The 23,993-nt window shown below is 61.0% G+C and carries 19 protein-coding genes; 7 read left to right on the top strand and 12 right to left on the bottom strand.

All coding sequences use genetic code 11. The features are described from left to right. Positions 1-31 precede the first annotated feature (31 nt). On the bottom strand, positions 32-2,053 hold the full coding sequence (locus HZ993_RS01585) for an NADPH-dependent 2,4-dienoyl-CoA reductase (RefSeq protein ID WP_209395530.1): 2,022 nt from the start codon (positions 2,051-2,053) through the stop codon (positions 32-34). A gap of 98 nt (positions 2,054-2,151) precedes the next feature. Between HZ993_RS01585 and HZ993_RS01580 the strand changes: the two genes are divergently transcribed. After that, entirely contained in the window at positions 2,152-2,712 is a 561-nt protein-coding gene (locus HZ993_RS01580; RefSeq protein WP_209395529.1) for a PadR family transcriptional regulator, read from the top strand. 80 nt (positions 2,713-2,792) lie between these two features. On the opposite strand, the gene HZ993_RS01575 is transcribed toward HZ993_RS01580, so the two are convergent. From HZ993_RS01575 to HZ993_RS01530, 10 genes are all read right to left on the bottom strand, one after another. Then, positions 2,793-4,121, bottom strand: a complete 1,329-nt coding sequence (locus HZ993_RS01575) for a sensor histidine kinase (protein WP_209395528.1) — start codon at positions 4,119-4,121, stop codon at positions 2,793-2,795. 27 nt (positions 4,122-4,148) lie between these two features. Further along, complete coding sequence (locus tag HZ993_RS01570) at positions 4,149-5,318, bottom strand: FIST N-terminal domain-containing protein (RefSeq protein WP_209395527.1); 1,170 nt, start codon at positions 5,316-5,318, stop codon at positions 4,149-4,151. 48 nt (positions 5,319-5,366) lie between these two features. Continuing rightward, the gene (locus tag HZ993_RS24815; RefSeq protein WP_305847091.1) at positions 5,367-7,070 is read right to left on the bottom strand and encodes a methyl-accepting chemotaxis protein; all 1,704 of its coding nucleotides are present in this window, start codon (positions 7,068-7,070) and stop codon (positions 5,367-5,369) included. Positions 7,071-7,249: 179 nt separating this feature from the next. Further along, complete coding sequence (locus HZ993_RS01560) at positions 7,250-8,857, bottom strand: glycerol-3-phosphate dehydrogenase/oxidase (RefSeq protein ID WP_209395526.1); 1,608 nt, start codon at positions 8,855-8,857, stop codon at positions 7,250-7,252. 84 nt (positions 8,858-8,941) lie between these two features. Then, positions 8,942-10,672 (bottom strand): ABC transporter substrate-binding protein, encoded by a 1,731-nt coding sequence (locus HZ993_RS01555; RefSeq protein WP_209395525.1) that lies wholly within the window; start codon positions 10,670-10,672, stop codon positions 8,942-8,944. Between the two features lie 96 nt (positions 10,673-10,768). Beyond that, positions 10,769-11,077, bottom strand: a complete 309-nt coding sequence (locus HZ993_RS01550; protein ID WP_209395524.1) for a DUF2160 domain-containing protein — start codon at positions 11,075-11,077, stop codon at positions 10,769-10,771. Positions 11,078-11,091: 14 nt separating this feature from the next. After that, complete coding sequence (locus tag HZ993_RS01545) at positions 11,092-11,904, bottom strand: carbohydrate ABC transporter permease (protein ID WP_209395523.1); 813 nt, start codon at positions 11,902-11,904, stop codon at positions 11,092-11,094. Next, positions 11,897-12,790, bottom strand: a complete 894-nt coding sequence (locus HZ993_RS01540) for a carbohydrate ABC transporter permease (RefSeq protein WP_209395522.1) — start codon at positions 12,788-12,790, stop codon at positions 11,897-11,899. The genes HZ993_RS01545 and HZ993_RS01540 overlap by 8 nt, the downstream gene beginning before the upstream one ends. Beyond that, entirely contained in the window at positions 12,787-13,863 is a 1,077-nt protein-coding gene (locus HZ993_RS01535; protein ID WP_209395521.1) for an ABC transporter ATP-binding protein, read from the bottom strand. Before HZ993_RS01535 ends, HZ993_RS01540 begins: the two co-directional genes overlap by 4 nt. A gap of 1 nt (position 13,864) precedes the next feature. Then, the gene (locus HZ993_RS01530; RefSeq protein ID WP_209395520.1) at positions 13,865-14,938 is read right to left on the bottom strand and encodes an ABC transporter ATP-binding protein; all 1,074 of its coding nucleotides are present in this window, start codon (positions 14,936-14,938) and stop codon (positions 13,865-13,867) included. A 152-nt stretch (positions 14,939-15,090) separates the two neighbouring features. Between HZ993_RS01530 and HZ993_RS01525 the strand changes: the two genes are divergently transcribed. Both HZ993_RS01525 and glpK read left to right on the top strand, forming a co-directional pair. Next, positions 15,091-15,891 carry a DeoR/GlpR family DNA-binding transcription regulator gene (locus HZ993_RS01525; protein WP_209395519.1) on the top strand — a complete coding sequence of 267 codons (801 nt, stop codon included), beginning with the start codon at positions 15,091-15,093 and terminating at the stop codon, positions 15,889-15,891. After that, positions 15,888-17,378 (top strand): glycerol kinase GlpK, encoded by a 1,491-nt coding sequence (glpK, locus tag HZ993_RS01520; RefSeq protein ID WP_209395518.1) that lies wholly within the window; start codon positions 15,888-15,890, stop codon positions 17,376-17,378. Before HZ993_RS01525 ends, glpK begins: the two co-directional genes overlap by 4 nt. Positions 17,379-17,436: 58 nt before the next feature. Here glpK and HZ993_RS01515 read toward each other — a convergent pair whose 3' ends face one another. Beyond that, positions 17,437-18,600, bottom strand: a complete 1,164-nt coding sequence (locus HZ993_RS01515) for an acyl-CoA dehydrogenase family protein (RefSeq protein ID WP_209395517.1) — start codon at positions 18,598-18,600, stop codon at positions 17,437-17,439. 183 nt (positions 18,601-18,783) lie between these two features. On the opposite strand from HZ993_RS01515, the gene HZ993_RS01510 reads away from it, so the two are divergent. The 4 genes from HZ993_RS01510 to HZ993_RS01495 all read left to right on the top strand — a co-directional run bounded on the left by HZ993_RS01510 (position 18,784) and on the right by HZ993_RS01495 (position 23,980). Further along, positions 18,784-19,989 (top strand): acetyl-CoA C-acetyltransferase, encoded by a 1,206-nt coding sequence (locus HZ993_RS01510; RefSeq protein ID WP_209395516.1) that lies wholly within the window; start codon positions 18,784-18,786, stop codon positions 19,987-19,989. A gap of 84 nt (positions 19,990-20,073) precedes the next feature. Next, entirely contained in the window at positions 20,074-22,233 is a 2,160-nt protein-coding gene (locus tag HZ993_RS01505) for a 3-hydroxyacyl-CoA dehydrogenase NAD-binding domain-containing protein (protein WP_209395515.1), read from the top strand. Positions 22,234-22,244: 11 nt separating this feature from the next. Further along, on the top strand, positions 22,245-23,159 hold the full coding sequence (locus HZ993_RS01500) for an alpha/beta fold hydrolase (protein WP_209395514.1): 915 nt from the start codon (positions 22,245-22,247) through the stop codon (positions 23,157-23,159). Beyond that, entirely contained in the window at positions 23,156-23,980 is an 825-nt protein-coding gene (locus tag HZ993_RS01495) for a metal-dependent hydrolase (protein ID WP_209395513.1), read from the top strand. The genes HZ993_RS01500 and HZ993_RS01495 overlap by 4 nt, the downstream gene beginning before the upstream one ends. Positions 23,981-23,993 lie beyond the last annotated feature (13 nt).

The raw sequence follows: 23,993 nt of genomic DNA, 5'->3' as shown, positions 1-23,993 counted from the left end.
GGTGTGTGCTCCGGTTAGGGTGTGAAGAAAATTAAATCGAGGCGGCCAGGCGCGTGCCTTGGTTGATGGCGCGCTTGGCGTCCAGCTCGGCGGCCACATCAGCGCCGCCAATCAGGTGCACCGAGCAGCCTGCGGCCTGCAAAGCGCCATATAGCTCACGCTGAGGCTCCTGGCCCGCGCAGAGGATGACGTTGTCCACCGCCAGCACCTGCTCTGTGTCGCCCACACGGATGTGCAAACCGGCATCGTCAATCTTCTGGTACTGCACACCGGGCGTCATGCCCACTCGTTTGGCCTTCAATGACGTGCGGTGTATCCAGCCGGTGGTCTTGCCCAACTGATCACCAACCTTGCTCTCTTTGCGCTGCAGCAGGTGCACCTTGCGTGGCGAGGTTTCCGCGTGCGCAGGCTTGATGCCACCCGCCTGGGCGTAGCTGGTATCAATGCCCCACTCGGCATAAAACTTCGGTGCATCCACGCTGGGGCTGGTGCCCGAGTGGGTCAGGTATTCGGACACATCAAAGCCGATACCACCCGCACCGATCACCGCAACCGACTGGCCCACGGCCTTGCCGTCGCGCAACACATCCAGGTAGCCCATGACCTTGGGGTGGTCCACGCCTTCGATATCGGGCGTGCGCGGTGTGACACCCGTGGCAAGCACCACCTCGTCAAAACCACCGGCCTTCAAAGCGTCGGCCGTAACGCGGGTATTCAGCGACACCTTGACGCCACGTAACGCCAACTGGCGGTCAAAGTAGCGCAGCGTTTCGTAAAACTCTTCCTTGCCCGGCACCTTCTTGGCGATGTTGAACTGCCCCCCAATCTCGCTGGCAGCATCAAACAGCTCAACACTATGGCCGCGTTCGGCCGCGGTGACGGCAAAACTCAGCCCAGCGGGGCCTGCGCCCACCACTGCAATGCGCTTGGTCTGGGTAGCAGGTGTTATCACCAGCTCGGTCTCGTGGCAAGCACGCGGGTTGACCAGGCAGGACGTGATCTTGCCGCCAAAGGTGTGGTCCAGACAGGCCTGGTTGCAGCCTATGCAGGTATTGATCTCGTCAGCACGGCCTTCGGCAGCCTTGCGCACAAACTCCGGATCGGCCAGGAACGGCCGGGCCATGGACACCATGTCGCAGAACCCATCGGCCAGCAGTTGATCGGCCACCTCGGGCGTGTTGATGCGGTTGGTAGCCACCAGCGGAATGCCCACTTGGCCCTTGAGCCGCTGGGTCACCCAGGCAAAGGCGGCGCGTGGCACCTTGGTGGCAATAGTGGGGATGCGTGCCTCGTGCCAGCCAATACCGGTGTTGATGATGGTGGCGCCAGCCGCCTCGATGGCCTTCGCCAACTGGATCACCTCGTCCAGCGTGGAGCCGCCTTCGACCAGGTCCAATGCGGACAGACGGTAGATGATGATGAAGTTGGCTCCCACACGCTCGCGAACCCGACGCACGATCTCGACCGGAAAGCGCATGCGGTTCTCGTAGCTGCCGCCCCATTCGTCGTCGCGGTGGTTGGTGCGGGCGGCGATGAATTCGTTGATCAAATAGCCCTCGGAGCCCATGATCTCCACGCCGTCATACCCGGCAAATTGGGCCAACCCCGCACAGCGCGCAAAGTCTTCGACGGTCTGCTCCACCTCGTCCGTGCTCAATCCGTGCGGCGTGTAGGGGTTGATAGGCGCCTGCAGCGCGCTGGGCGCCACCAGGTCCTTCTGGTACGAGTAGCGGCCAAAGTGCAGGATCTGCATGGCGATCTTGCCGCCCTCTTTATGCACTGCGTCCGTCACCACGCGGTGGTGTTCGGCTTCGGCCTCCGTGGTCAGCATGGCGCCACCCTTCATGGGGCGGCCACGTTCGTTGGGCGCAATGCCGCCGGTCACGATCAGGCCCACGTCGCCCCGGGCGCGCTCGGCATAGAAGGCGGCCATGCGCTCAAAACCATTGGGTACCTCTTCCAGGCCCACGTGCATGGAGCCCATCAGGACGCGGTTTTTCAGGGTGGTAAAGCCCAGGTCTAGCGGCTTCAGCATGTTGGGGTAGGCGGTCATCAGGGGTCCTTTATGCAACTGGTTGCACAATTCTACGCAAAAACCTGCCGACTATGCAACTGGTTGCATAAAATAGAGCTTTCCGCCAAAACACACCCATGTCCCTCCCCCACGCCTTACTCACCGCCCTGGTTGAACAGCCCAGCTCTGGGTCCGACCTGGCGGGCCGTTTTGACCGCTCTATTGGTTACTTCTGGCATGCCACGCACCAGCAGATCTACCGCGAGCTGGGTCGCCTGGAGGAAGCCGGGTGGGTGGAATCCCTGCCGCCCGAAGCGGGCCGGGGACGCAAAAAGGTCTACCAGGTCTTGCCCGCTGGCCGCGCCGAACTGGAACGCTGGGTGGCGGAAGACCAAGACCCCAAACCCCTGCGCGACGAATTCATGGTGCGCCTGCGGGCCGAGGCCGTGGTTGGCCCCACCGGCCTGGCAGACGACATCCGCCGCCGACTGGAGCTACACCGCCAGAAGCTGGCCGTATACCGCGCCATTGAGGCCCGCGACTTTTCCCGTGGAGACCCTTCGCGCAAGGCACGGCTACAGCATCTGGTGCTCTCGGCAGGCATCACGCAAGAAACATCGTGGATAGAGTTCTCCGAAAAGGCCCTGGCAATTCTGGGTGAAACGTCAGGCGTCAACCCTGAAACACTACAAACTTGATAGCATCACCATAAGCAAATACGGGGGCTAGAGGCCGATTTTCCTTAAGCATTTTCCGGTAAAGGCCAATTTAGATACTGTTACGCCACAAGGTTGGGCGCTACCAGTGGCACGATTACGGTGAAGCAGGTGCCCTGCCCCGCCACACTGCTGACCTCGATACGTCCCCCCAACAGGTCCCGGACCTGGGTGTAGGCGATGTACAAACCCAGGCCCGAGCTGCCCTGCCCCAGCCGGGTGGTGAAAAAGGGTTCAAACAGATGGGCAATGCGATCCGCGGGCACACCGTTGCCGTCGTCACTGAAAGTGATTTCCATCTCATCCGCACTGACCAGTGCTATGCGCAGCAGCATGCTGCCGCCACCACGCCCGGTAAATGCATGCACCAGTGCATTGGTGATGAAGTGGGTCAGCACCTGGCCTATGGCACCGGGGTAGCTGTCCAGCTCTATGCTGTGGTCCAGCTCCAGGTTCAGGCGGTAGGGGCAATGCTCCATCTTGGGCGCCAAAAATGCTAGGGTGCCCGTGACCACGTCCATCAGCCGGAAGCGGCGGCGCGCCTCCGATCCGCTGTCGACGGCCACATTCTTGAACTGGCCAATACGATCAGCCGCCCGCAACAAATTGCGCTCCAGCAGGTCGGTCACCTCCCGTGTGTCCACAAAAAACTGGTCCAGGGTTTTGCGCCCCAACTGCCCCTGCGCATACTGGGCATGAATGGCGCGCGCCGACTCGGCCAGCGCGGTGGCGCCGGTCAGCGCGGTCCCAATGGGGGTGTTGAGCTCATGGGCAATGCCCGCAACCATGGACCCCAATCCCGCCAGTTGGGCCGAACGGACCAGTTCCTTTTGTGTGGTTCTCAGTTCGTCCAGGGTGGCCGACAGGTTGGCATTGGCCAGGGCCAGGTCGGCCGTGCGCGCCTGCACCCGCGACTCCAGATGCAGATTGAGTTCGCCCAGCGCGTCTTTGGCCACCGTCAAGTCCTGTACCTGGGCCAACAGGCGGTTGGTCAACTCGTTGTAATCGTGGCGGGTTTGCCGCATCTGCCGCTCGATGCGCTCGGTCTTGGTCTCCATGGCAAACAGCTGCTGCGTGACCACATCGGCCCGCGCGATGGTGGCCAACCAACCGGGGGCCAGTGCGGCCGCTACCTCCACTTGCGCTATGGGCAGACGCACCTGCCACAGCACCGGCGTGATGGCTTCCAGCTGCATGGGGACACCCAGGACCACGATGACGCCCTGCATGCGCAGCGCATAGTCGGCCGCGACGTGCTGGATTTCGGCCAGGTCCCGCACCAGCAACAAAACCGGTCCCGACAACACGTGCCGCTTGGTGAGTTGCACCGCCACAAAGCCCAGCGGCGCCGGCTCCAGCGTAGTCAGCATCCGAATGGGGGGCACATTCACCGCAGGACCTTCCCTGGGTGTGGGGGCTTAGCCCCCATCGCAGTTGCCCAACAACAGCAGGACGTAGGTCATGTTGTGGAACAGGTTGCGTGTGTAAGCGCCCTCGTGGAACAAAGGACCGATCTCCCCAAACGATGGGAATCCGGCAATGGCCAGGTTGTTACCAAAGGCGTCTTCGATGGCGCCGACCTCAAAATCGATCTCCCCGCCCAACAGCCACTTGCGCCCGGCACAACTCACAATCACTGCAGCGCTGGGATGGAACCCCGAGGCTGCGGCCCGCCCCGCAATCGCATGCACCTCGGCCACCAGGTCCTCCGGCTTGGCCAGGCAAACCTGCACCAGCTCACCCCCCTGGATGCCACCATGCAGCGTCAATCCCCCGGCTTCGGCGTGGGAGTTTTGTGCGATGGCGCGTAGCTTTTTTTCACCGACCTGGCCAGCATTCAAAATGGTGAGCGCCACCGAACCCTGGTCCGAACGCAAAAAGGGTTTGCCGGTTTCTCGCTCGACAAAGGATGCGGCGTCGGTACCGCCCACGCGGCTGAGCAGTTTGCCATCCGCCTCGTCCACAGCGCCCGGCTGGCCCACCGGCGTGATGGAGTTGCCGATATGCACCTGGAAAGACAATGGCCCATCGGCCGCCAGCATGACCACACAGTCATGCACCATGGCCCGGTCGGCAAACAGGCAACAGCGCTCCATCTTGTCGTTGTCGTCGGCGGCCATGCCACCAATCACCGGCACGTCGATTTCGTCGCGCAACACCAGCTCAATGCGGCTGGCATCGGTGTGGAAGTCCGACACCAGAAAGTAGAAGGCGGGCTTGCGACCCTGCAGCGGCACAGCCAGTTTGCCCAGGGCACGCCGTACCGCGCCCTCGGGGTCGGCGCCGACCTGGTCACCACTGGCCACATGCCATTGCACCGCGCCGCCCGAGCTCAGGCCCAGGGCCGCCGCACCCACATCCGATGTGCGTTCGCGCTCGTGCACGCCGTCTCCGCTGGCACCAATGATGCGGACATACGGATTGTCCAACCCGTCGTACAGGCCGTCCATGAACTCGGCCCAGTCTTCGTAGTGGACGGTGGCGAACAGAAAGACCACCTCGGGCTGGATCTCGGACAGGGCCTGCCCCAGAAACAACGCCGCACGGTAGGGGTCAACAATGGTCGTGCTGACTGACTTGGTGCGCATGGTCCGCTCCTTTCATGCCCGTTGCCGGGCTGGCCACAGCAAGCCGGACTAAAAACTCTCCCAACTGCCGTTGTCGGTCGCGGTCGCAGACCCAGGTGCCGACAAGGCCTTGGGTTTGCTGGCCAACGCCGGCTTCTTGGCCACGGTGACGGCAGGTGCCGGCTTCGCTGCGGGCCGTGGGCTGGACGCCGCAAAGGCATGGCCACCAGCACCGTGGGCCAGCTTGAACACGGCCACCGTGCCCACCAGATCGTGGGCCTGTGATTTGAGACTGCTGGCCGCCGCCGCCATCTGCTCCACCAGCGCGGCGTTTTGCTGGGTGGCCTGGTCCATCTGGGCCACGGCCTCGCTGACCTGCGACACGCCCAAAGATTGCTCGTTGCTGGCCGCGCTGATCTCGCCCATGATGTCGGTGACCCGCTGGATGCTGCTCACCACCTCGGTCATGGTGACACCGGCCTGGTCGACCAGGGCACTGCCATGCTCGACCCGCTCCACGCTGGCATTGATCAGTTGCTTGATTTCTTTGGCCGCCTCGGCGCTGCGCCCGGCTAAGGACCGTACCTCGCTGGCCACCACGGCAAATCCACGGCCCTGCTCCCCTGCCCTGGCGGCCTCCACGGCGGCGTTCAGCGCCAGGATGTTGGTCTGGAAGGCAATACCGTCGATGACGCTGATGATGTCGGAAATCTTGCGGCTGGACTCGTTGATGCCCTTCATGGTCTCCACCACCTGGGTCACCACCTCCCCCCCTTTGACGGCTACCGTGCTGGCGTTCATGGCCAGCTGGTTGGCCTGGCGGGCACTGTCGGCATTCTGTTTGACGGTGGAACTGAGTTCTTCCATGCTGGATGCCGTTTTCTCCAGCGCACTGGCCTGTTGTTCGGTGCGCGCGCTCAGGTCCTGGTTGCCTTGCGCGATTTCGGCACTGGCGGTGGCCACACCTTCAGAGCCATTGCGCACATTGGTGACCACCTGGGTCAGGTTGTCCTGCATGGCTTTGAGTTGTGCCATCAGGCTGGTGCTGTCGCCAGACTTGAGCGTGACGGCCGTTGCCAGATCGCCCGAACCCACGCTTTGGGCCAACACGGCAGCCTCGGACGGCTCAGCCCCTAGTTGACCAGTGATGGTGCGCAATGTGACCAATCCAAACAGACCAGCAAACACCAAGCCGCCCACAATGGAGACCAGCGAGATGAATTTGATGGTGCTGTAGCGGGCAGATGCATCGGTGAAGGCCTTCTTGGCACCATCCACCTGCAACTGGCTCAGGGCATCAATACCCTTCTTGACCGGCGCGTACAGCGGTGGGATCTTGTTGACCAGAATGTTCTGGCCTTCAATCACGTCATTGGCGCGCAAGGCTACCAGCGCGGGTTGCAGGCCTTCCTCAAACTTCTTGCGGTCTTCAACAAATGCCTTGGCGAGCATTTGTTCTTCGTCCGAAAGCTTAAGTGCCGTGTAGGCCGACCAGAGTTTGGAGATGGCCGCAATATTGGCGTCCACCGTTGCCGTGCTGGCGGCAATCACCTCGGCAGTAGGGGTGATCAGCGCTGCCGACAAGGCCAACTGGTTGCTGATCAGCTTGGCACCAATATCACCCAACTGCCCTGCAGGTACGGTGCGGTCTTCGTACACCGAGCGCAGGGCTTCGTTGGTTGCACCCAGACCGTAGAGTCCCGTGCCACCCACCAGCAACAAAAGGGCAGACAAGATGCCACCCAGCAAGGCCAAGCGTGTAAATATTCTCACGATTTTGTCTCCTCTTGATGGCCTAAGCCAGAACCAACGATGGCAAATTCAAGCACTTTGTTTTAATCGGGACTGCTGGACTCGCAAGCAGTTTCCAGCCGCTTCCGAGCCATGGTCGGGGAATTGTCCAGCGGCGTCAATAGGTAGAAACTTGCTGCCCGACGCAGCCTTTGCGCTCTCTATACGGGCAATTGCAAATAGTGCTGGGTCAGGGCTGTAAACGCATCAACCTGCGGGTCGATACCGGTCTCCTGCAGCAGGATACGTCCCACCTCGTGTGCCAGGCTTGCAGCCAGTCGGGCGTCCAGAAACAACAAGCGTGAGCGCCGCGCCAACATGTCTTCCACCGTGATGGCGTATTCATAACGCGCAGCAAAACGCACCATGCCTTCGGTCAGGCCATCGCACAACATCCTGTCTGAACCTGGCATGGCCTGCACCGTACTCTGCTCGTCACCGTAAGAGTGCAATCCGGGCGCCAGACAAATGGACCTTACCTGCGCCGCAGGCATTCCGGCGCCCACCAGTTTGAGATGGGTGGTGACGCCTTTGGCGCGCCGCTCCAGCAAAGACTTGTCCGCACAGGCGTCCAGCACGTCTTCGGCCATGGCACGGTAGGTGGTCCACTTGCCACCGGTCACGGTCACCATGCCGCTGCGGCTGACCATGACCGTGTGTTCGCGGCTGATGCCCTTCGTGTTGTCGCCATCGTCGTCCTGCGGCTTGACCAGGGGGCGCAGGCCCACCCAGACACTTTTGACATCGGCGCGGGTGGGCGCCTTGCGCAGATAACGCGCGGATTCGTTGAGGATAAAGTCCACCTCTTCCTTGAACGGCAGGGGCTCGCGTGCCAGATCGTTGCGGGGGGTGTCAGTCGTCCCCAGAATGACCTTGCCCAGCCATGGCACGGCAAACAACACACGTCCATCGGCCGTCTTAGGCACCATCAGGGCCACATCGCTGTCCAGGAACGACCGGTCCACCACAATGTGCACACCCTGGCTGGGTGTGACCATGGGTTTTGTCGCGCGTTTGCTGCTGGCACCGCTGGCGGCGCCGTCCTTTTGGCGCAGCTCGTCCACCCAGACGCCGGTGGCATTCACCACACAACGGGTTTTGATGGTGTATTGCTTGCCGGTCAACGTGTCTTCACACACCAGGCCAGACACCTTGCTGTCGTCATAGGTCAAATGGGCAGCACGGCAGTAGTTGACCAACAGCGCGCCGCGCGATGCGGCGGTGCGGGCCAAGGCCATGGCCAGTTTGGCGTCGTTGAACTGGCCATCCCAGTATTTGACGCCACCCTGCAGACCCTGCGGCAATGCAGTGGGCAGGTATTTAAGCGTCTGGTCGCGGTTCAAAAATTCGGTCTTGCCCAGGCCGGCTTTGCCTGCCAAGGCGTCGTACATCTTGAGCCCTATGCCGTAAAACGGTGTCTCCCACCATTTGTAAGAAGGCATGATGAACGGCAAGGGTTGCGCCAGGTGGGGCGCATTGTTCAGCAGTGTGGTGCGCTCATGCAGGGCCTCGCGCACCAGCGAAATATTGCCCTGGGCCAGGTAGCGCACACCACCGTGCACCAGCTTGGTTGCCCGGGAGGACGTGCCTTTGGCAAAGTCATGGGATTCGACCAGGACGACTTTGAATCCTCGGGCCGCCGCGTCCAGCGCTACGCCCAGACCGGTCGCGCCACCACCGACGATGGCAATGTCATAAGACTGCGCCTGTGCCAGTTGGGCCATCAGCGCGTCGCGCTGCGTCAATTGGGGCTGCATGTGTGTGGGCATAGGCTATAGATTAGAAAAAAAGGCCGTGTGGCAGATGTGCGCACACGGCCAACTTTTAGAGCTTGGAGACTTCAGTTGGACGCTTTAACGCGTTTTGCCGTTCTTCCAGGCTGTCAGCAGCGTGTTGTAGCCAATGGTTTCACCCTTTGGCTTTTCGTTGGCCAGCTTGGCCCACGGCGCGCCCTTGTCGCTCAGCCACTTGGATGGATCCTGCTTGGCGTTGAGCTTGGGTGGGCACACGGCCATGCCGGCACGCTCCAGGCGACCCATCACGTCGTCCATTTCGTTGGCCAGGTTGTCCATGGCTTGCTGGGGTGTCTTCTCACCGGTCACAGCGACTGCCACGTTTTTCCACCACAGCTGGGCCAGCTTGGGGTAGTCAGGCACGTTGTTGCCAGTGGGTGTCCAGGCCACGCGGGCTGGGCTGCGGTAGAACTCCACCAGACCACCCAATTTGGGTGCCATGGCCGTCATCGCGCTGGATTTGATGTCGCTCTCGCGGATCGGTGTCAGGCCCACGGTCGTCTTCTTCAGGGACGTGGTCTTGGCGGTCACAAACTGTGCGTACAGCCAGGCGGCTGCCACCTTGTCGGCGTTGTGGTCCTTGAAGAAGGTCCACGAGCCCACGTCCTGGTAGCCGTTTTGCATGCCTTGTTTCCAGTACGGGCCGTTGGGTCCGGGGGCCATGCGCCACTTGGGCGTGCCGTCGGCATTGACCACGGGCAGACCAGGCTTGACCATGTCGGCGGTGAAGGCGGTGTACCAGAAGATCTGCTGGGCGATCTGGCCTTGTGCAGGCACAGGTCCGGCTTCACCGAAGGTCATGCCGATGGCTTCCTTGGGCGAGTACTTCTTCATCCAGTCGATGTACTTGGTGAGTGCATAGACCGCTGCAGGCGAGTTGGTTGCACCACCGCGGGCCACGGATGCACCTTGGGGTGTACAACCATCAGCAGAGGCACGGATACCCCACTCGTCCACCGGCTTGCCGTTGGGGATGCCAATGTCGGCAGAGCCGGCCATGGACAACCAGGCATCGGTGAAGCGCCAGCCCAGCGATGGATCCTTCTTGCCGTAGTCCATGTGGCCATAGATGGGCTTGCCGTCGATATTCTTCACGTCATTGGTAAAGAACTCGGCGATGTCTTCGTAAGCGCTCCAGTTCAATGGCACACCCAGGTCGTAGCCATACTTGGCCTTGAACTTGTCTTTCAGGTCCTGGCGGTCAAACAGGTCGGCGCGGAACCAGTACAGGTTGGCGAACTGCTGGTCAGGCAATTGGTACAGCTTGCCATCGGGACCGGTGGTGAAGCTGGTGCCGATGAAATCTTTGATGTCCAGCCCCGGGTTGGTCCACTCTTTGCCCGCACCAGCCATGTAGTCGGTCAGGTTCAAAATTTTGCCGTAGCGGTAGTGGGTACCAATCAGGTCGGAGTCTGTGATCCAGCCGTCATAGATGGACTTGCCAGACTGCATGGATGTTTGCAGTTTTTCGACCACGTCGCCTTCACCGATCAGGTCATGCTTGACCTTGATGCCGGTGATTTCTTCAAAGGCCTTGGCCAATGTCTTGGACTCGTACTCGTGGGTGGTGATGGTTTCTGATACGACGGAAATCTCTTTCACGCCCTTGGTCTTGAGCTTGGCAGCCGCATCGATGAACCACTTCATCTCGGCCGCTTGCTGGGTCTTGGAGAGGGTTGACGGCTGGAACTCGCTGTCAATCCATTTTTTGGCGGCGGCTTCGTCAGCCCAGCCTTGGCTAGCCATGGCACAGGCGGCTGCCACTGCCAATACGGAATACCTCAATTTCATCGTCAATCTCCTCAGATCTAATAAACCCCTGTTTGCAAGGCTGTCACGGCTCCAGGGGGGAAACAAGCCGATCCTTGATCCAGAAAAAAATGAATGTCAGCCTTTGCGCATGATCAGGGCGAGCAAGACCATGGACAGTACAAAACTGATCCAGATGGAGGGTTCTGCCTCCAGGCCCATCCAGGTCACCAGTTTTCCGCTGATTCCGACAAAGGCCAGGTTCACATAGGCTGCAGACAACAGGCCGATAAAGAGGCGGTCACCACGGGTGGTTTCCATGGGGAGAAAACCTTTGCGCAGGGTGGTGGGCGATTTGACCTCCCACACCGTCATGCCAGCCAGCATCAGCACAATGCACGAGAAGAACACTGCCACGGGGGTGGTCCATGCCATCCATTCAAACATCTTGAACTCCTCTGTTACACGCGACCCATCGCAAAACCCTTGGCGATGTAGTTGCGAACAAACCAAATAACGATGGCGCCAGGAACAATGGTCAGCACCCCAGCCGCAGCCAGCGTGGCCCAGTCCATGCCAGAGGCTGACACCGTGCGGGTCATCGTGGCGGCAATAGGCTTGGCATTCACACTGGTCAAGGTGCGGGCCAGCAACAACTCCACCCAGCTAAACATAAAGCAGAAGAACGCGGCAACACCCACACCGGCCTTGATCAGCGGCAGGAAAATCTGCACAAAGAATCGGGGGAAGGAATACCCGTCGATATAGGCGGTCTCGTCAATCTCCCGCGGAATGCCGCTCATGAAACCTTCCAGAATCCACACCGCCAAAGGCACGTTGAACAACAGGTGCACCAGTGCCACGGCGATATGGGTGTCCATCAAGCCCACCGAGGTGTAGAGCTGGAAGAACGGCAGCAGGAAAACCGCAGGCGGTGTCATGCGGTTGGTCAGCAACCAGAAGAACACATGTTTGTCACCCAGAAAGCTGTAGCGCGAAAACGCATAGGCCGCCGGCAGCGCCACGGTCAGCGAAATGACGGTGTTGATACCCACATAGATCAGGCTGTTGATGTAGCCCGAGTACCAGGCCGGATCGGTCAGGATGGTCTTGTAGTTGTCCCACGTGAAATGCTGCGGGAACAGCGAGAACCCGGCCAGGATTTCATTGTTGGTCTTGAAGGACATGTTGACCATCCAGTAAATGGGCAACAGCGCAAACACCACATAGGCGACCATGAACAGTGATCGCTTCTGAAACTTGGGCTTATTCATGGCCACCCTCCTTTGCCTGGGTGCCAACACGCTGCATCCAGTTGTACAAGATAAAACACATCAGCAGAATGATCAGGAAGTAGATCAACGAGAACGCCGCAGCAGGTCCCAGGTCAAACTGGCCCACGGCCTTTTGTGTGAGGAACTGCGACAGGAAAGTGGTCGAGTTGCCTGGCCCTCCACCGGTCAGCACAAAGGGTTCGGTGTAGATCATGAAACTGTCCATGAAGCGCAACAGCACGGCAATCATCAGCACGCCGCGCATCTTGGGCAGCTGCACATACCGGAAGACGTCCCACTTGCTGGCACCATCAATACTGGCGGCCTGGTAGTAGGCATCGGGTATGGAGCGCAGACCCGCATAACCCAGCAAGGCGACTAGCGGCGTCCAGTGCCACACGTCCATCAACAACACCGTGAGCCAGGCATGCACCGGATTGCCGGTGTAACTGAAATCAATACCCATGCCCAGCAGCGCCGCCCCCATCAGCCCGATATCCGTTCGGCCAAAAATCTGCCAGATGGTGCCCACCACGTTCCAAGGGATCAGCAGTGAAAGCGACACAATCACCAGCGCGGCGGATGACTTCCATCCGTGGGCCGGCATGGCCAGGGCCAGCAAAATGCCCAAAGGCAGCTCGACCGCCAGCACGGCAAACGAGTAGGTGATCTGCCGCCACAGGGCGCCGTGCAACTCTTCGTCGCGCATGATGGCGGCAAACCATTCGGTGCCGACAAACACCCTGCGCTCGGGCGAGATGATGTCCTGCACCGAGTAGTTGACCACCACCATCAGTGGCAGCACCGCCGAGAAGGCGACGCAGATCAGCATCGGGAGAATTAAAAACCAGGCTTTCTGATTCACCGGTTTGGTGGTGGTGCTCATGCCACGATCTCCTCATTCTTGTAAACGCAGGTGTGTTCACCCAGCACCTTGAGCCACACGGTGTCACCCGGTGCGAGTTGGGCCGCGTCTGTGGACAGGCGGGCCTTCAGCGTTGTGCCGGCAAAATCTGCGCTCAACATCACATGGGTGCCCACGTCTTGCACGCGTGACACGGTCATCGCCAGCGCACCGTCGGTTTGTGCAGGCACCAGGGTCAAATACTCTGGCCGTATGCCCAGCTTGATGTCGCCCGCCGGCAGGGTGCGGCCAGCCGGCAAGGCCAGTGTGTTGCCACCCACCTGCACACCCTGGTCATTGACCTGCCCCGCCAGAAAATTCATGCCCGGTGAACCAATGAAGTGGCCCACAAAGGTATGGCTGGGGCGCTCGAACAAATCCGCTGGGGAGCCCACCTGTACCGCGCGGCCCCGTGTCATCACCACCACCTGGTCGGCAAAAGTCAGCGCCTCCACCTGGTCGTGGGTCACATAGATCAAGGTGAGCTTGAGCTCATGGTGGATCTGCTTGAGCTTGCGCCGCAACTGCCACTTGAGATGCGGGTCGATCACGGTCAGTGGTTCGTCAAACAACACCGCCGATACATCAGGGCGCACCAGACCACGGCCCAGGGAAATTTTTTGCTTGGCGTCCGCGGCCAAACCGGCTGCGCGCTGGTTCAACTGGCCACTCATTTCCAGCATCTCGGCAATCTCGCCCACGCGTTTGGCAATCTGTTCCTTGGGCATCTTGCGGTTGCGCAGGGGGAATGCCAGGTTTTCGGCCACCGTCATGGTGTCGTAAATGACAGGAAACTGGAACACCTGGGCAATATTGCGCTGCTGGGGCGACGCTTGGGTCACATCACGGCCATCAAACAACACCGTGCCCTGCGACGGGGTCACCAGGCCAGACATGATGTTGAGCAAGGTGGTCTTGCCACAGCCAGACGGGCCCAGCAGCGCATAGGCGCCACCGTCGTCGAATGTCATCTTCAGCGGCAGCAACGCGTAATCGCTGTCCTGCTTGGGGTTGGGCCGGTAGGCATGGGCCATGTCGAGTTCTATACGTGCCATATCAACGTCCTCCGCCGCGCACGGGCGCCAGCACCAGCATGCCCTGGGCATCAAACACATAAACCTGTGCGGGGTTGAAATACAGAGTGACCTGGGCACCCAGCTCAAAGTGGTGCACACCGGTGAGCTGGGCCACCAGTTCGCCCACCAGGGTGTGCACGTGCACAAAGGTGTCGGACCCTGAAATTTCGGCCAGCTCCACCTTGCCCGGCAGTGCCACGTCGCCCGGCTGGGCCTGCACACGCACCGCACTGGCGCGCATGCCAACCGTCAACTTGGGTGTCGCCTTGGACGCCAGCCCCAGCGCCAACAGCGGCCCACCCTCCAGTTGCACACCCTCGGGGGTTGCCATGGCAGACAACAAATTCATGGGGGGGTCGCTAAAGGCGCGTGCCACCCGCAACGACGCCGGCTTGTGGAAAACTTCGGCCGTGGGGCCGTATTGCAGCAACTCGCCCTCGTCCAGCACGGCGGTGTAGCCGCCCAGCAGCAGGGCTTCGCCTGGCTCGGTGGTGGCGTACACCACGGTGGAGTTGCCCGCTGCAAACAGCGCAGTCAATTCGTCACGCAACTCTTCGCGCAACTTGTAGTCCAGGTTCACCAGCGGTTCATCCAGCAGCATCAGCGGCGCACCCTTGGCCAATGCACGGGCCAAGGCCACACGTTGCTGCTGCCCGCCCGACAGTTCTGCAGGCAGGCGGTCCAGGAACATTTCAATGTGCAATTTTTCGGCCAGCTCGCGCACGCGCTGGTCTACATTTTTTTCGCCACGCAGTTTGAGAGGAGATGCGATGTTGTCGCGCACCTTGAGTGAGGGGTAGTTGATGAACTGCTGGTAGACCATGGCCACATTGCGGTCGCGCACCGGCACACCCACCACATCGCGCCTGTCCACCATCACGCGGCCGGAGGTGGGCACATCCAGCCCGGCCATGATGCGCATCAGGCTGGTTTTGCCGGCCTGGGTTGCACCCAACAACACGGTGACTGCGCCGCTTCGGGGTGCAATGCTCATGTTGTGCAACCAGGTCTGCGGGCCCACTTTTTTGTTGATGCCTTCAAGGGTCAACTGCATCACGCCACCTTTTCTTTGTGTTTTCGTCTGAATTCGAATTCAGCGATTGTTATTCTTTTGCTTTCGTTTTTTATCGGTATTTACCCTAGTTTGGTTCGTTTTTATTCGATTTAAGATACCGACCCAAGGCGTGATCCGCCAAAGGAACATAAATGAATCGACACCCCAGATTGTTTGAATTACTGGCCTACGTGCAAACCCACGGCACGGTTTCCGTGGAGCAGTTGGCCGACACACTGGGTGTGACCTTGCAGACCGTACGCCGTGACGTGCAGCGCCTGGCCGATGAGGGCTTGTTGGCGCGTTTCCACGGTGGTGTGCGGGTGCCCAGCTCCACTATCGAAAACATTGCCCACAAACAGCGCGAGAACCTCAACGCCGAAGGCAAGGTGCGTATCGCCCGCGATGTGGCCGCTGCCGTGCCCAATGACTGTTCCTTGATCCTGAACATTGGCACCACGACCGAGGCCATTGCCCGGGCCCTGCTCAACCACACGGGGCTGCGCGTTATCACCAACAACCTGAACGTGGCCAGTATCCTGAGCGCCAATGCCAACAGCGAAGTCATCGTGGTCGGCGGTGTGGTGCGCGGCTGGGACCAGGGCATCGTGGGTGAAGCCGCGGTGGACTTCATCCGCCAGTTCAAGGTGGACATTGCGCTGATCGGCATTTCGGGAATCGAATCGGACGGCACGCTGCGCGACTTTGATTTCCGCGAGGTCAAGGTGTCACAAACCATCATTGCCCACGCACGCGAGGTCTGGGTGGCCGCAGACAGCAGCAAGTTCAACCGCCCCGCCATGGTCGAGGTGGCCAAGCTATCGCAGATCGACCGCCTGTTCACCGACGACACGCCGCCAGACCCCTTTCCTGACCTGCTCACGGATGCGCAGGTGCGATACACCGTGGCATCCACCACCACGCCTCCCGCTACTCCCAAGGTGAATCCATGACCTATCTGCTTGCCCTGGACCAGGGCACCTCCAGCTCGCGCAGCATTGTGTTCGACGCAGAGGGCCACGTGGTGGCACAAGCCCAGCTGGAGCTGCCCCAGATCTACCCCCAGCCCGGCTGGGTGGAGCACGACCCGCAGGAGATCTGGCGCACCCAGCTGGCCACTGCCCGCGAAGCCCTGGCCAAGGCCGGCATACAGGCCGGCCAGGTGCAGGCCCTGGGCATAACCAACCAGCGCGAAACCACGGTCGTATGGAACCGCAAGACCGGTTTGCCCCTACACCACGCCATCGTGTGGCAAGACCGCCGTGCCGAGCCCACCTGCGTGGCGCTGCGCGAGCGGGGTCTGGCAGACACCATCCAGGCTAAGACCGGCCTGCTGGTAGACGCGTATTTTTCGGGTACCAAGCTGAAATGGATTCTGGACAACGTGGCCGGCGCACGGCAACAGGCTGGCAACGGCGAATTGGCCTTTGGCACGGTGGACAGTTGGTTGATCTGGCGCCTGACAAACGGGGCCGTACACGCCACCGATGTCAGCAACGCATCCCGCACCATGCTGTTCAACGTACACACCAACACGTGGGATGCCGAACTGCTGCAGGCCCTGGATATTCCGACAAGCCTGCTGCCCATGGTGAAACCGTCCAGCTCGCAATACGGTGAGGTAACGCCCGATCTGCTGGGCCATGCCATTCCCATTGGCGGCGTTGCGGGCGACCAGCAAAGCGCCCTGTTTGGCCAGGCCTGCTTCAAGGCCGGCATGGTGAAAAACACCTATGGCACGGGTTGTTTCATGCTGATGCACACTGGCGGCAACTTCCAAACATCCCACAATGGGCTGATCACCACCAGCGCGGCACAGGCTACCGCCAAGACCGAGTTCGCCATCGAAGGCAGCGTGTTCGTGGGTGGTGCGGTGGTGCAGTGGTTGCGCGACGGCTTACACGCCATACAGGCCAGTGGCGAAGTGCAGGCTTTGGCGCAGAGCGTGCCCGATTCGGGTGGCGTGATTGTGGTGCCGGCCTTCACCGGCCTGGGCGCGCCCTACTGGAAACCCGATGCGCGCGGCACCATCACCGGCCTGACACGGGGCAGCACCGTGGCCCACATTGCCAGGGCGTCGCTGGAAAGTATTGCCTACCAGAGCGCGGCGCTGCTGCAGGCCATGGGCCGCGATGTGGCGGATGTGGGTGGCGCCACCGTGTCAGAGTTGCGTGTGGATGGTGGGGCTTGCATCAACGACCTGTTGATGCAGTTCCAGGCCGATCTGCTGGGTATTCCGGTGGTGCGCCCTGCCGTCATTGAGACAACGGCCTTGGGCGCTGCCTACCTGGCCGGGCTTACCGTAGGCGTATACAAAAACACCGACGAGCTGTCGGCACTGTGGCGCTCCGAGCGGCGCTTCCTGCCCACGCTAGAGCGGTCACGGGCGCTGGAGTTGATGGAGCGCTGGGAACACGCCGTTCGCCAGACCGTGCTGTAAAACGCAATTTACTACTGTATTTATAGCAACACAGTCAATCAATACGGGGGCTACCGACCTATTTGGCACCAAGGCCCATAGCCCGGGTGATGACCTCTTTCATGATCTCGTTGGTGCCGCCGTAGATGCGCTGCACCCGTGCATCGGCATAGGCGCGGGTGATGGGGTATTCCCACATATAACCGTAGCCGCCAAACAGCTGCACACATTCGTCCATGACCTTGCACTGCAGGTCGGTGGTCCAGTACTTGGCCATGCTGGCGGTTGCGGTGTCCAGCTTATCCTGGCAAATCAACTCACAACACTTGTCGACAAAGACACGGGCCACCTGCACCTCGGTCTGCAGCTCTGCCAGTTTGAAGCGGGTGTTCTGGAACGACGCCACGGGCTGGCCAAAAACCTTGCGCTCTTTGACATAGTCCACGGTCCAGTCGATCGCGGCTTGTGCTGCAGCCACTGCGGAGATGGCAATCTGCAGGCGCTCCCACGGCAACTGCTCCATCAGGCAGATAAAACCCTTGTTTTCATAGGCCGCGCCGCCCAGCAGGTTCTCCGCCGGCACCCGCACATTGTCGAAAAACAGCTCGGACGTGTCCTGCGCCTTCATGCCCATTTTCTTCAGGCGTTTGCCCACTGAGAAGCCGGGCATGCCGCGCTCCACCAGCAGCAGGCTGGTGCCCTTGCCACCAGCCGCCGGGTTGGTCTTGGCCACGACCACCACCACATCCGCGTGCCAGCCGTTGGTGATAAAGGTCTTGCTGCCGTTCAGCAAATAGCTGCCGTCTGGTTGCTGGATGGCGGTGGCCTTGATGCCTTGCAGATCTGAGCCCGCAGCGGGTTCACTCATGGCAATGGCGCCAATCATTTCGCCGGTGGCCATCTTGGGCAGGTAACGTGCCTTTTGTTCGGGTGTGCCGTAGTGCAAGATGTAGGGTGCCACGATCTCGCTGTGCAGGCTGTAGCCAATGCCTGTGCACCCCGCGCGGGCAATCTCTTCGAACTGGATCACCGAATACAACTTGTCGGCCTCGGAGCCGCCGTATTCCTCGGGCATGCTCATGCACAAAAAGCCGTTCTCACCGGCCTTGGTCCACACCGCGCGGTCCACGTAACCCTGCTCTTCCCAATCGGCGTGGAAAGGCGCAATCTCCTTCTCAACGAACTTGCGGAAGCTGTCACGAAAGGATTCGTGGTCGGAGGAAAAGAGCGTTCTGTCAATCATTGTGCACCTCGGGTTTTTGATCAGTTGAGGACAGAGCTTGCAACTGCGCTGCGGCGGTCTGTCCCGCAAGGACATTAATTTTACAAAGCATTTGCTTGGCAAAAAGAATATACTGCAATTTCGATGCAAAAGACTGCGTCTTGCACACCCGTGCCAACCCTCTTTGAACCGGAGACCACCACCATGACCGAAGCATTTGTGTTTGACGCCATCCGCACCCCGCGCGGTAAGGGCAAAAAAGACGGCAGCCTGCACGAGGTCAAGCCCGTGACCCTGCTGGCCGGCCTGCTGACCGACCTGCAACAGCGCCACAAGTTCGACACCGCCTTGGTCGACGATGTGGTGATGGGTGTGGTCTCCCCCGTGGGCGACCAGGGCTCGGTCATCCCCAAGGTGGCGGCGCTGAAGGCCGGTTGGGACTTTCGGGCGTCGGGCGTGCAGATCAACCGCTTCTGCGCCTCGGGCCTGGAGGCTGTCAACATGGCGGCGCAAAAGGTGCGCTCGGGTTGGGAAGACCTGGTCGTAGCCGGCGGTGTGGAAAGCATGAGCCGCGTGCCGATTGGTTCCGACGGCGGGGCCTGGGCCATGGACCCCGAAACCAATTCGCAAACGGCTTTCGTGCCCCAGGGCATTGGCGCCGACCTGATCGCCACGCTGGAAGGTTTTAGCCGCGCCGACGTGGATGCCTTCGCACTGGAATCCCAACGCCGCGCCACCAAGGCGCAGGCGGCTGGTTACTTCGACCGCTCGGTGGTTGCGGTGAAAGACAGCCTGGGCCAGGTCATTCTGGGCAAGGACGAATTCATCAAACCCAACACCACGCTGGAAGGACTCGCTGGTTTAAAACCCGCATTCGAGCAAATGGGTGGCATGGGTTTTGACCAGGTGGCGCTGACACGTTACCCCCACGTGGAGCGCATCCACCACGTGCACCATGCGGGCAACTCGTCCGGTATCGTTGACGGCGCGGCTGCCGTGCTGATCGGCAACGAGGCCGCCGCCAAGGCCCACGGCCTGACACCCCGCGCCCGCATCGTGTCCACTGCGCTGAGCGGCGCTGACCCCACCATCATGCTGACAGGCCCTATGCCCGCCGCGCGCAAGGCCTTGGCCAAAGCCGGGCTGACGATTGACCAGATCGACCTGTTTGAGGTCAATGAAGCCTTTGCCGCCGTAGTGATGCGCTTCATGAAGGAGATGAAGGTGCCGCACGACAAGGTCAACGTAAACGGCGGCGCCATCGCCATGGGCCACCCGCTGGGTGCCACCGGCGCGATGATTTTGGGCGTGCTGATCGACGAGTTGCACCGGCGCAAGCTGCGGTATGGCATGGCAACGCTGTGTGTGGGTGGGGGCATGGGGATTGCGACGATTGTGGAAGCAATCTAAATGCCTCGCTAGAAATCCATTTATAAGAAATTGGCCTCTAGCCCCCGTGAAATATACCTAGTACGCTCCTAATTATATAGCACCATGAAAACTATCCAATACTCCCTAACCGACGGCATCGCCACCATCACCTTCAACGAGCCCAACTCTCCCGTCAACACCATGTGCCTGCAGTGGCAGGAAGACATGACGGCCTTGGCCGAACAGGTTCTGAAGGACAAGGACGCCATCACCGGCATCCTGCTGGCCTCGGCAAAATCCACCTTCTTTGCCGGCGCCGACCTGAAGGGCGCCATGCGTCTGAAGCCCAGCGACGCACCCACGATCTACGCCGAGATCGAAAAGCTGAAGCAGAACTTCCGCACCATCGAAACCCTGGGCAAGCCGGTGGTCAGCCTGATCAACGGCACGGCGCTGGGCGGCGGTTGGGAGGTAGCCCTGGTGGGCCACCACCGCATCGCCATTGACGACCGCAAGATCCAGCTGGGCCTGCCCGAGGTCACGCTGGGCCTGCTGCCCGGCGCCAGCGGCGTGACCAAGATGACCCGCCATTTGGGTCTGATGGGTGCGCAGCCCTACCTGGTCGAGGGCAAGATCTTTTCGCCCGCTGAAGCCAAGGGCTTAAACCTGGTGCATGACCTGGTCGCCCCCGGCGACAACGCCGCGGCTGAGATGCGCGCCAAGGCCCTGGCCTGGATCGCCGCCAACCCCACGGCCCAACATCCGTGGGAGGCCAAGGGCTACAAGGTACCCGGCGGCCTGCCATCGAACCCCGCGGTAGCGCAGATGCTGCCGGTGGCACCGGCCATGATCAAGAAACAAACCCGTGGCCTCTACCCTGCTCCCGAGGCCATCATGGCCTGCATGGTGGAAGGCCTGCAGGTGGACATCGAAACCGCGCTGCGCATCGAAAGCCGCGCGTTGGCCAAGCTGATGACCGGCACCAACGCCCGGGCCATGATCAACACCTTCTTCTTCAACCTCAACGCCATCAAGAGTGGCCAGAGTCGGCCCAAGGATGTGCCGCGCTTCAAGCCCGCCAAGGTGGGCCTGCTCGGCGCCGGCATGATGGGCGCGGGCATCGCCTACGCCCAGGCCACCAAGGGCATCGCAACGGTGCTGAAGGACGTGAGCCAGGATAAGGCCGACCAGGGCAAGGGCTACACCGCCAAGCTGACCCAAGCGCGCGTGGACAAGGGCCGCATGACGGCCGAGGAGCAGAAGACCGTGCTGGACCGCATCCATGCCACCGGCTCGGTAGCCGACCTGAAAGATTGCGACCTGATCATCGAGGCCGTGTTTGAAAACCGCGAGCTCAAGGCCCGTGTGACCAAGGAGTCTGAGCCCCTGCTGGCCGCCGGTGGTTTCTTCGCCTCCAACACCTCCACCCTGCCCATCAGCGGTCTGGCCACCGCAAGTGTTGCGCCCGAGAAGTTCATCGGCATCCACTTCTTCAGCCCGGTGGACAAGATGAAGCTGGTGGAAATCATTCGCGGCAAACAAACGAACGACGAGACGGTAGCCCGCGCCTTTGACTATGTGCAGGCCATTGGCAAGATGCCCATCGTTGTCAACGACTCGCGCGGCTTCTTCACCAGCCGCGTGTTTGGCACCTTTGTCATGGAAGGTGTGGCCATGGTGGGCGAAGGCATACCTGCCGCGGCGGTTGAAAACGCGGGCATCCAGTGCGGCATGCCAGTGGGCCCCCTGGCCGTGCTGGACGAGACCGCGCTGACGCTGAGCCTGCATGTCATGGACCAGACCCGCGCTGACTATGAGGCAGAGGGCAAAACCTACACACCCTCCCCCGGCGAACTGCTGGTGGCCGACATGGTGCGCAAACACGAGCGTCCTGGCCGCGCAGGTGGCGGTGGTTTTTATGAATACCCCGCTGAAAAAGGCGCCAAAAAATTCCTGTGGCCCCGGCTCAAGGAACTGTTCGAGAAGCCCGGCGCAGAGTGGAACATCACCGACCTAAAGGACCGCCTGCTCTACCGCCAGGCGGTGGAAACCGCCCGCTGCCTGAGCGAAAACGTGCTGACCACGGTGCACGATGCCAACATCGGCTCCATCTTCGGCATTGGCTTCCCGGCCTGGACCGGTGGCGCCATGCAATTCATCTATGGCATGGGTATTGAAGCCTTTGAGGCGCGTGCGGCGGAACTGGCCCAGCGGTATGGGGCGGGCTTTACACTGACCGATGCAGTCAAAGCTGCTATCCGAAAACACCAACCCCAATACTGAGGACCATCCCCATGCTCGCCAGCCTGCTTAGACGTTTGATTTTTATCCAGGCGGCGGCAGGCGCCATCGTGGGGTTTTTGCTGCACCGCTTGGCCGGTACTACGCCCTGGAGCTCGCTGGTGGGTGCGTTGCTGGTGCCCCTGTTGTCCACCCTGCTGGTGTGCCTGGTGACCGGGCTCAAGTCCAAGGCCCATGGTGAACCGTTGGGGGCCTGGCTGCGTGCGGTGTGGGGAGAGTTCCGGGCCAGTGTGTTGATTTTTATGCTGCGCCAGCCCTGGACCGTTGACACCCCCCACATCCTGCCCGCCACGGGCGCCACCCCGCAAATCCCTGTTGTACTGGTGCATGGTTATGTCTGCAACCACCGTATATGGGATACGGTTGCGCAGGGCTTGCGCGCCCAGGGGCACACCGTGCTGGCGGTGAACCTGGAGCCGCTGTTCACGTCCATCGACAAGTATGTGATGCCTATTGAAGTAGCCGTGATGGAGCTGTGCCAGCAAACCGGCGCCTCCCAAGTGGCCCTGGTCGGCCACAGCATGGGCGGGCTGGCCATACGCACGTGGATGCGCACCTGTGGCGTGGACCGCGTGGCACGGGTTCTGACGCTGGGTACCCCCCATGCGGGAACACAACTCGCACCCAACACGCGCACACCCAACGGCAAACAGATGGGCTGGCAAAGTACCTGGCTGGCGGAACTCGCGGCCAGCGAAAGTGATGCGGTGCGCGCGCGCATGCGCATTGCGATCACGCCGCAAGACGGTATCGTGTACCCACAACGGGCCCAGGTCTTGCACGGCGTGGAGGCCACGGTTTTTGACGGCCTTGGCCATCTGCAAATGTGCCTGGACCGATCCGTTCGGGAATGGGTTATCGCGCAGTTGCGCGGGCTTCTTCCCGACACCCAAGGAGCAACAACATGACCGATCTCGTGGTGCGCAGGCTGCTGATTGACCTGGCCGAACCCATTCCGGCCCGCTGGAATGGGGGTGATGCCTTTCGATCCGCCTTCTTCAACGCCCTGTCCATGAGTTTCCCGGTGGGGGAACAGTACTTCATGGATTCGGTGCGCGCTGGGTTGAAGGCCTTGCCCGATGAAAAAAAGCCAGCATTGGCCGCCGAGGTGCAAGGTTTTGTAGGCCAAGAGGCCACCCACCGCCGCATCCACGCCTTATTCAACGGCCATCTGGAAAAGCTGGGTTTCAACAATGTACTGGAGCAACGCGCGGCCAAACGCATACGCGACAACGCCCACCTGGACGTGCGCCTGCATGTGGCCGCCACCGCCGCCACCGAACACCTGACCGCCATGTTTGCCGACTGGATGTTCCGCCACCCTGAAGCCCTGCACGGTGCAGAGCCCCGGCTGCAGACGCTGTGGATGTGGCATGCATCCGAAGAGGCCGAACACTGCAGCACGGCCTTTGATGTCTACCGGGCGCTGGATGGCTCCGAACAGTGGCGCCTGCGCCTCTTGCACTACATCACCTGGACCTTTGCCGCAGACATCACCCGGCAGACCGTGCGCAACCTGTGGCACGACGGCAGCCTGTTCCAGTGGAGCACCTGGAAAAGCGCCTTCACACTGCTGTTTGCCAAGGACGGCATGGTGCGGGGCAACGTGGCGGCATGGCGCGCCTACAAGGCACCCACCTTCCACCCGCGCCAGCAGGACATATCAATGTCGCTTCAGTGGCTGCAGGACAACCGTGAACGTTATACAGTCGTAGGCCAAACAGCCTAAACCCCACACGACC

The sequence above is a fragment of the Rhodoferax sp. AJA081-3 genome, assembly GCF_017798165.1.
Classification (GTDB): domain Bacteria; phylum Pseudomonadota; class Gammaproteobacteria; order Burkholderiales; family Burkholderiaceae_C; genus Allorhodoferax.
The sequence above is the reverse complement of the archived record's forward strand: the minus strand, read 5'-3'. Positions and strand labels throughout refer to the sequence as shown.

What these genes read in the sequence shown, in the direction of transcription:
- HZ993_RS01525 (WP_209395519.1), top strand. Translation starts at nt 15,091, where the DNA reads ATGAATCGACACCCCAGATTGTTTGAATTACTGGCCTACGTGCAAACC.
- HZ993_RS01585 (WP_209395530.1), bottom strand. Translation starts at nt 2,053, where the DNA reads ATGACCGCCTACCCCAACATGCTGAAGCCGCTAGACCTGGGCTTTACC.
- HZ993_RS01495 (WP_209395513.1), top strand. Translation starts at nt 23,156, where the DNA reads ATGACCGATCTCGTGGTGCGCAGGCTGCTGATTGACCTGGCCGAACCC.
- HZ993_RS01555 (WP_209395525.1), bottom strand. Translation starts at nt 10,672, where the DNA reads ATGAAATTGAGGTATTCCGTATTGGCAGTGGCAGCCGCCTGTGCCATG.
- HZ993_RS01560 (WP_209395526.1), bottom strand. Translation starts at nt 8,857, where the DNA reads ATGCCCACACACATGCAGCCCCAATTGACGCAGCGCGACGCGCTGATG.
- glpK (WP_209395518.1), top strand. Translation starts at nt 15,888, where the DNA reads ATGACCTATCTGCTTGCCCTGGACCAGGGCACCTCCAGCTCGCGCAGC.
- HZ993_RS01530 (WP_209395520.1), bottom strand. Translation starts at nt 14,938, where the DNA reads ATGCAGTTGACCCTTGAAGGCATCAACAAAAAAGTGGGCCCGCAGACC.
- HZ993_RS01570 (WP_209395527.1), bottom strand. Translation starts at nt 5,318, where the DNA reads ATGCGCACCAAGTCAGTCAGCACGACCATTGTTGACCCCTACCGTGCG.
- HZ993_RS01580 (WP_209395529.1), top strand. Translation starts at nt 2,152, where the DNA reads ATGTCCCTCCCCCACGCCTTACTCACCGCCCTGGTTGAACAGCCCAGC.
- HZ993_RS01535 (WP_209395521.1), bottom strand. Translation starts at nt 13,863, where the DNA reads ATGGCACGTATAGAACTCGACATGGCCCATGCCTACCGGCCCAACCCC.
- HZ993_RS01510 (WP_209395516.1), top strand. Translation starts at nt 18,784, where the DNA reads ATGACCGAAGCATTTGTGTTTGACGCCATCCGCACCCCGCGCGGTAAG.
- HZ993_RS01515 (WP_209395517.1), bottom strand. Translation starts at nt 18,600, where the DNA reads ATGATTGACAGAACGCTCTTTTCCTCCGACCACGAATCCTTTCGTGAC.
- HZ993_RS01540 (WP_209395522.1), bottom strand. Translation starts at nt 12,790, where the DNA reads ATGAGCACCACCACCAAACCGGTGAATCAGAAAGCCTGGTTTTTAATT.
- HZ993_RS01500 (WP_209395514.1), top strand. Translation starts at nt 22,245, where the DNA reads ATGCTCGCCAGCCTGCTTAGACGTTTGATTTTTATCCAGGCGGCGGCA.
- HZ993_RS01505 (WP_209395515.1), top strand. Translation starts at nt 20,074, where the DNA reads ATGAAAACTATCCAATACTCCCTAACCGACGGCATCGCCACCATCACC.
- HZ993_RS01545 (WP_209395523.1), bottom strand. Translation starts at nt 11,904, where the DNA reads ATGAATAAGCCCAAGTTTCAGAAGCGATCACTGTTCATGGTCGCCTAT.
- HZ993_RS01550 (WP_209395524.1), bottom strand. Translation starts at nt 11,077, where the DNA reads ATGTTTGAATGGATGGCATGGACCACCCCCGTGGCAGTGTTCTTCTCG.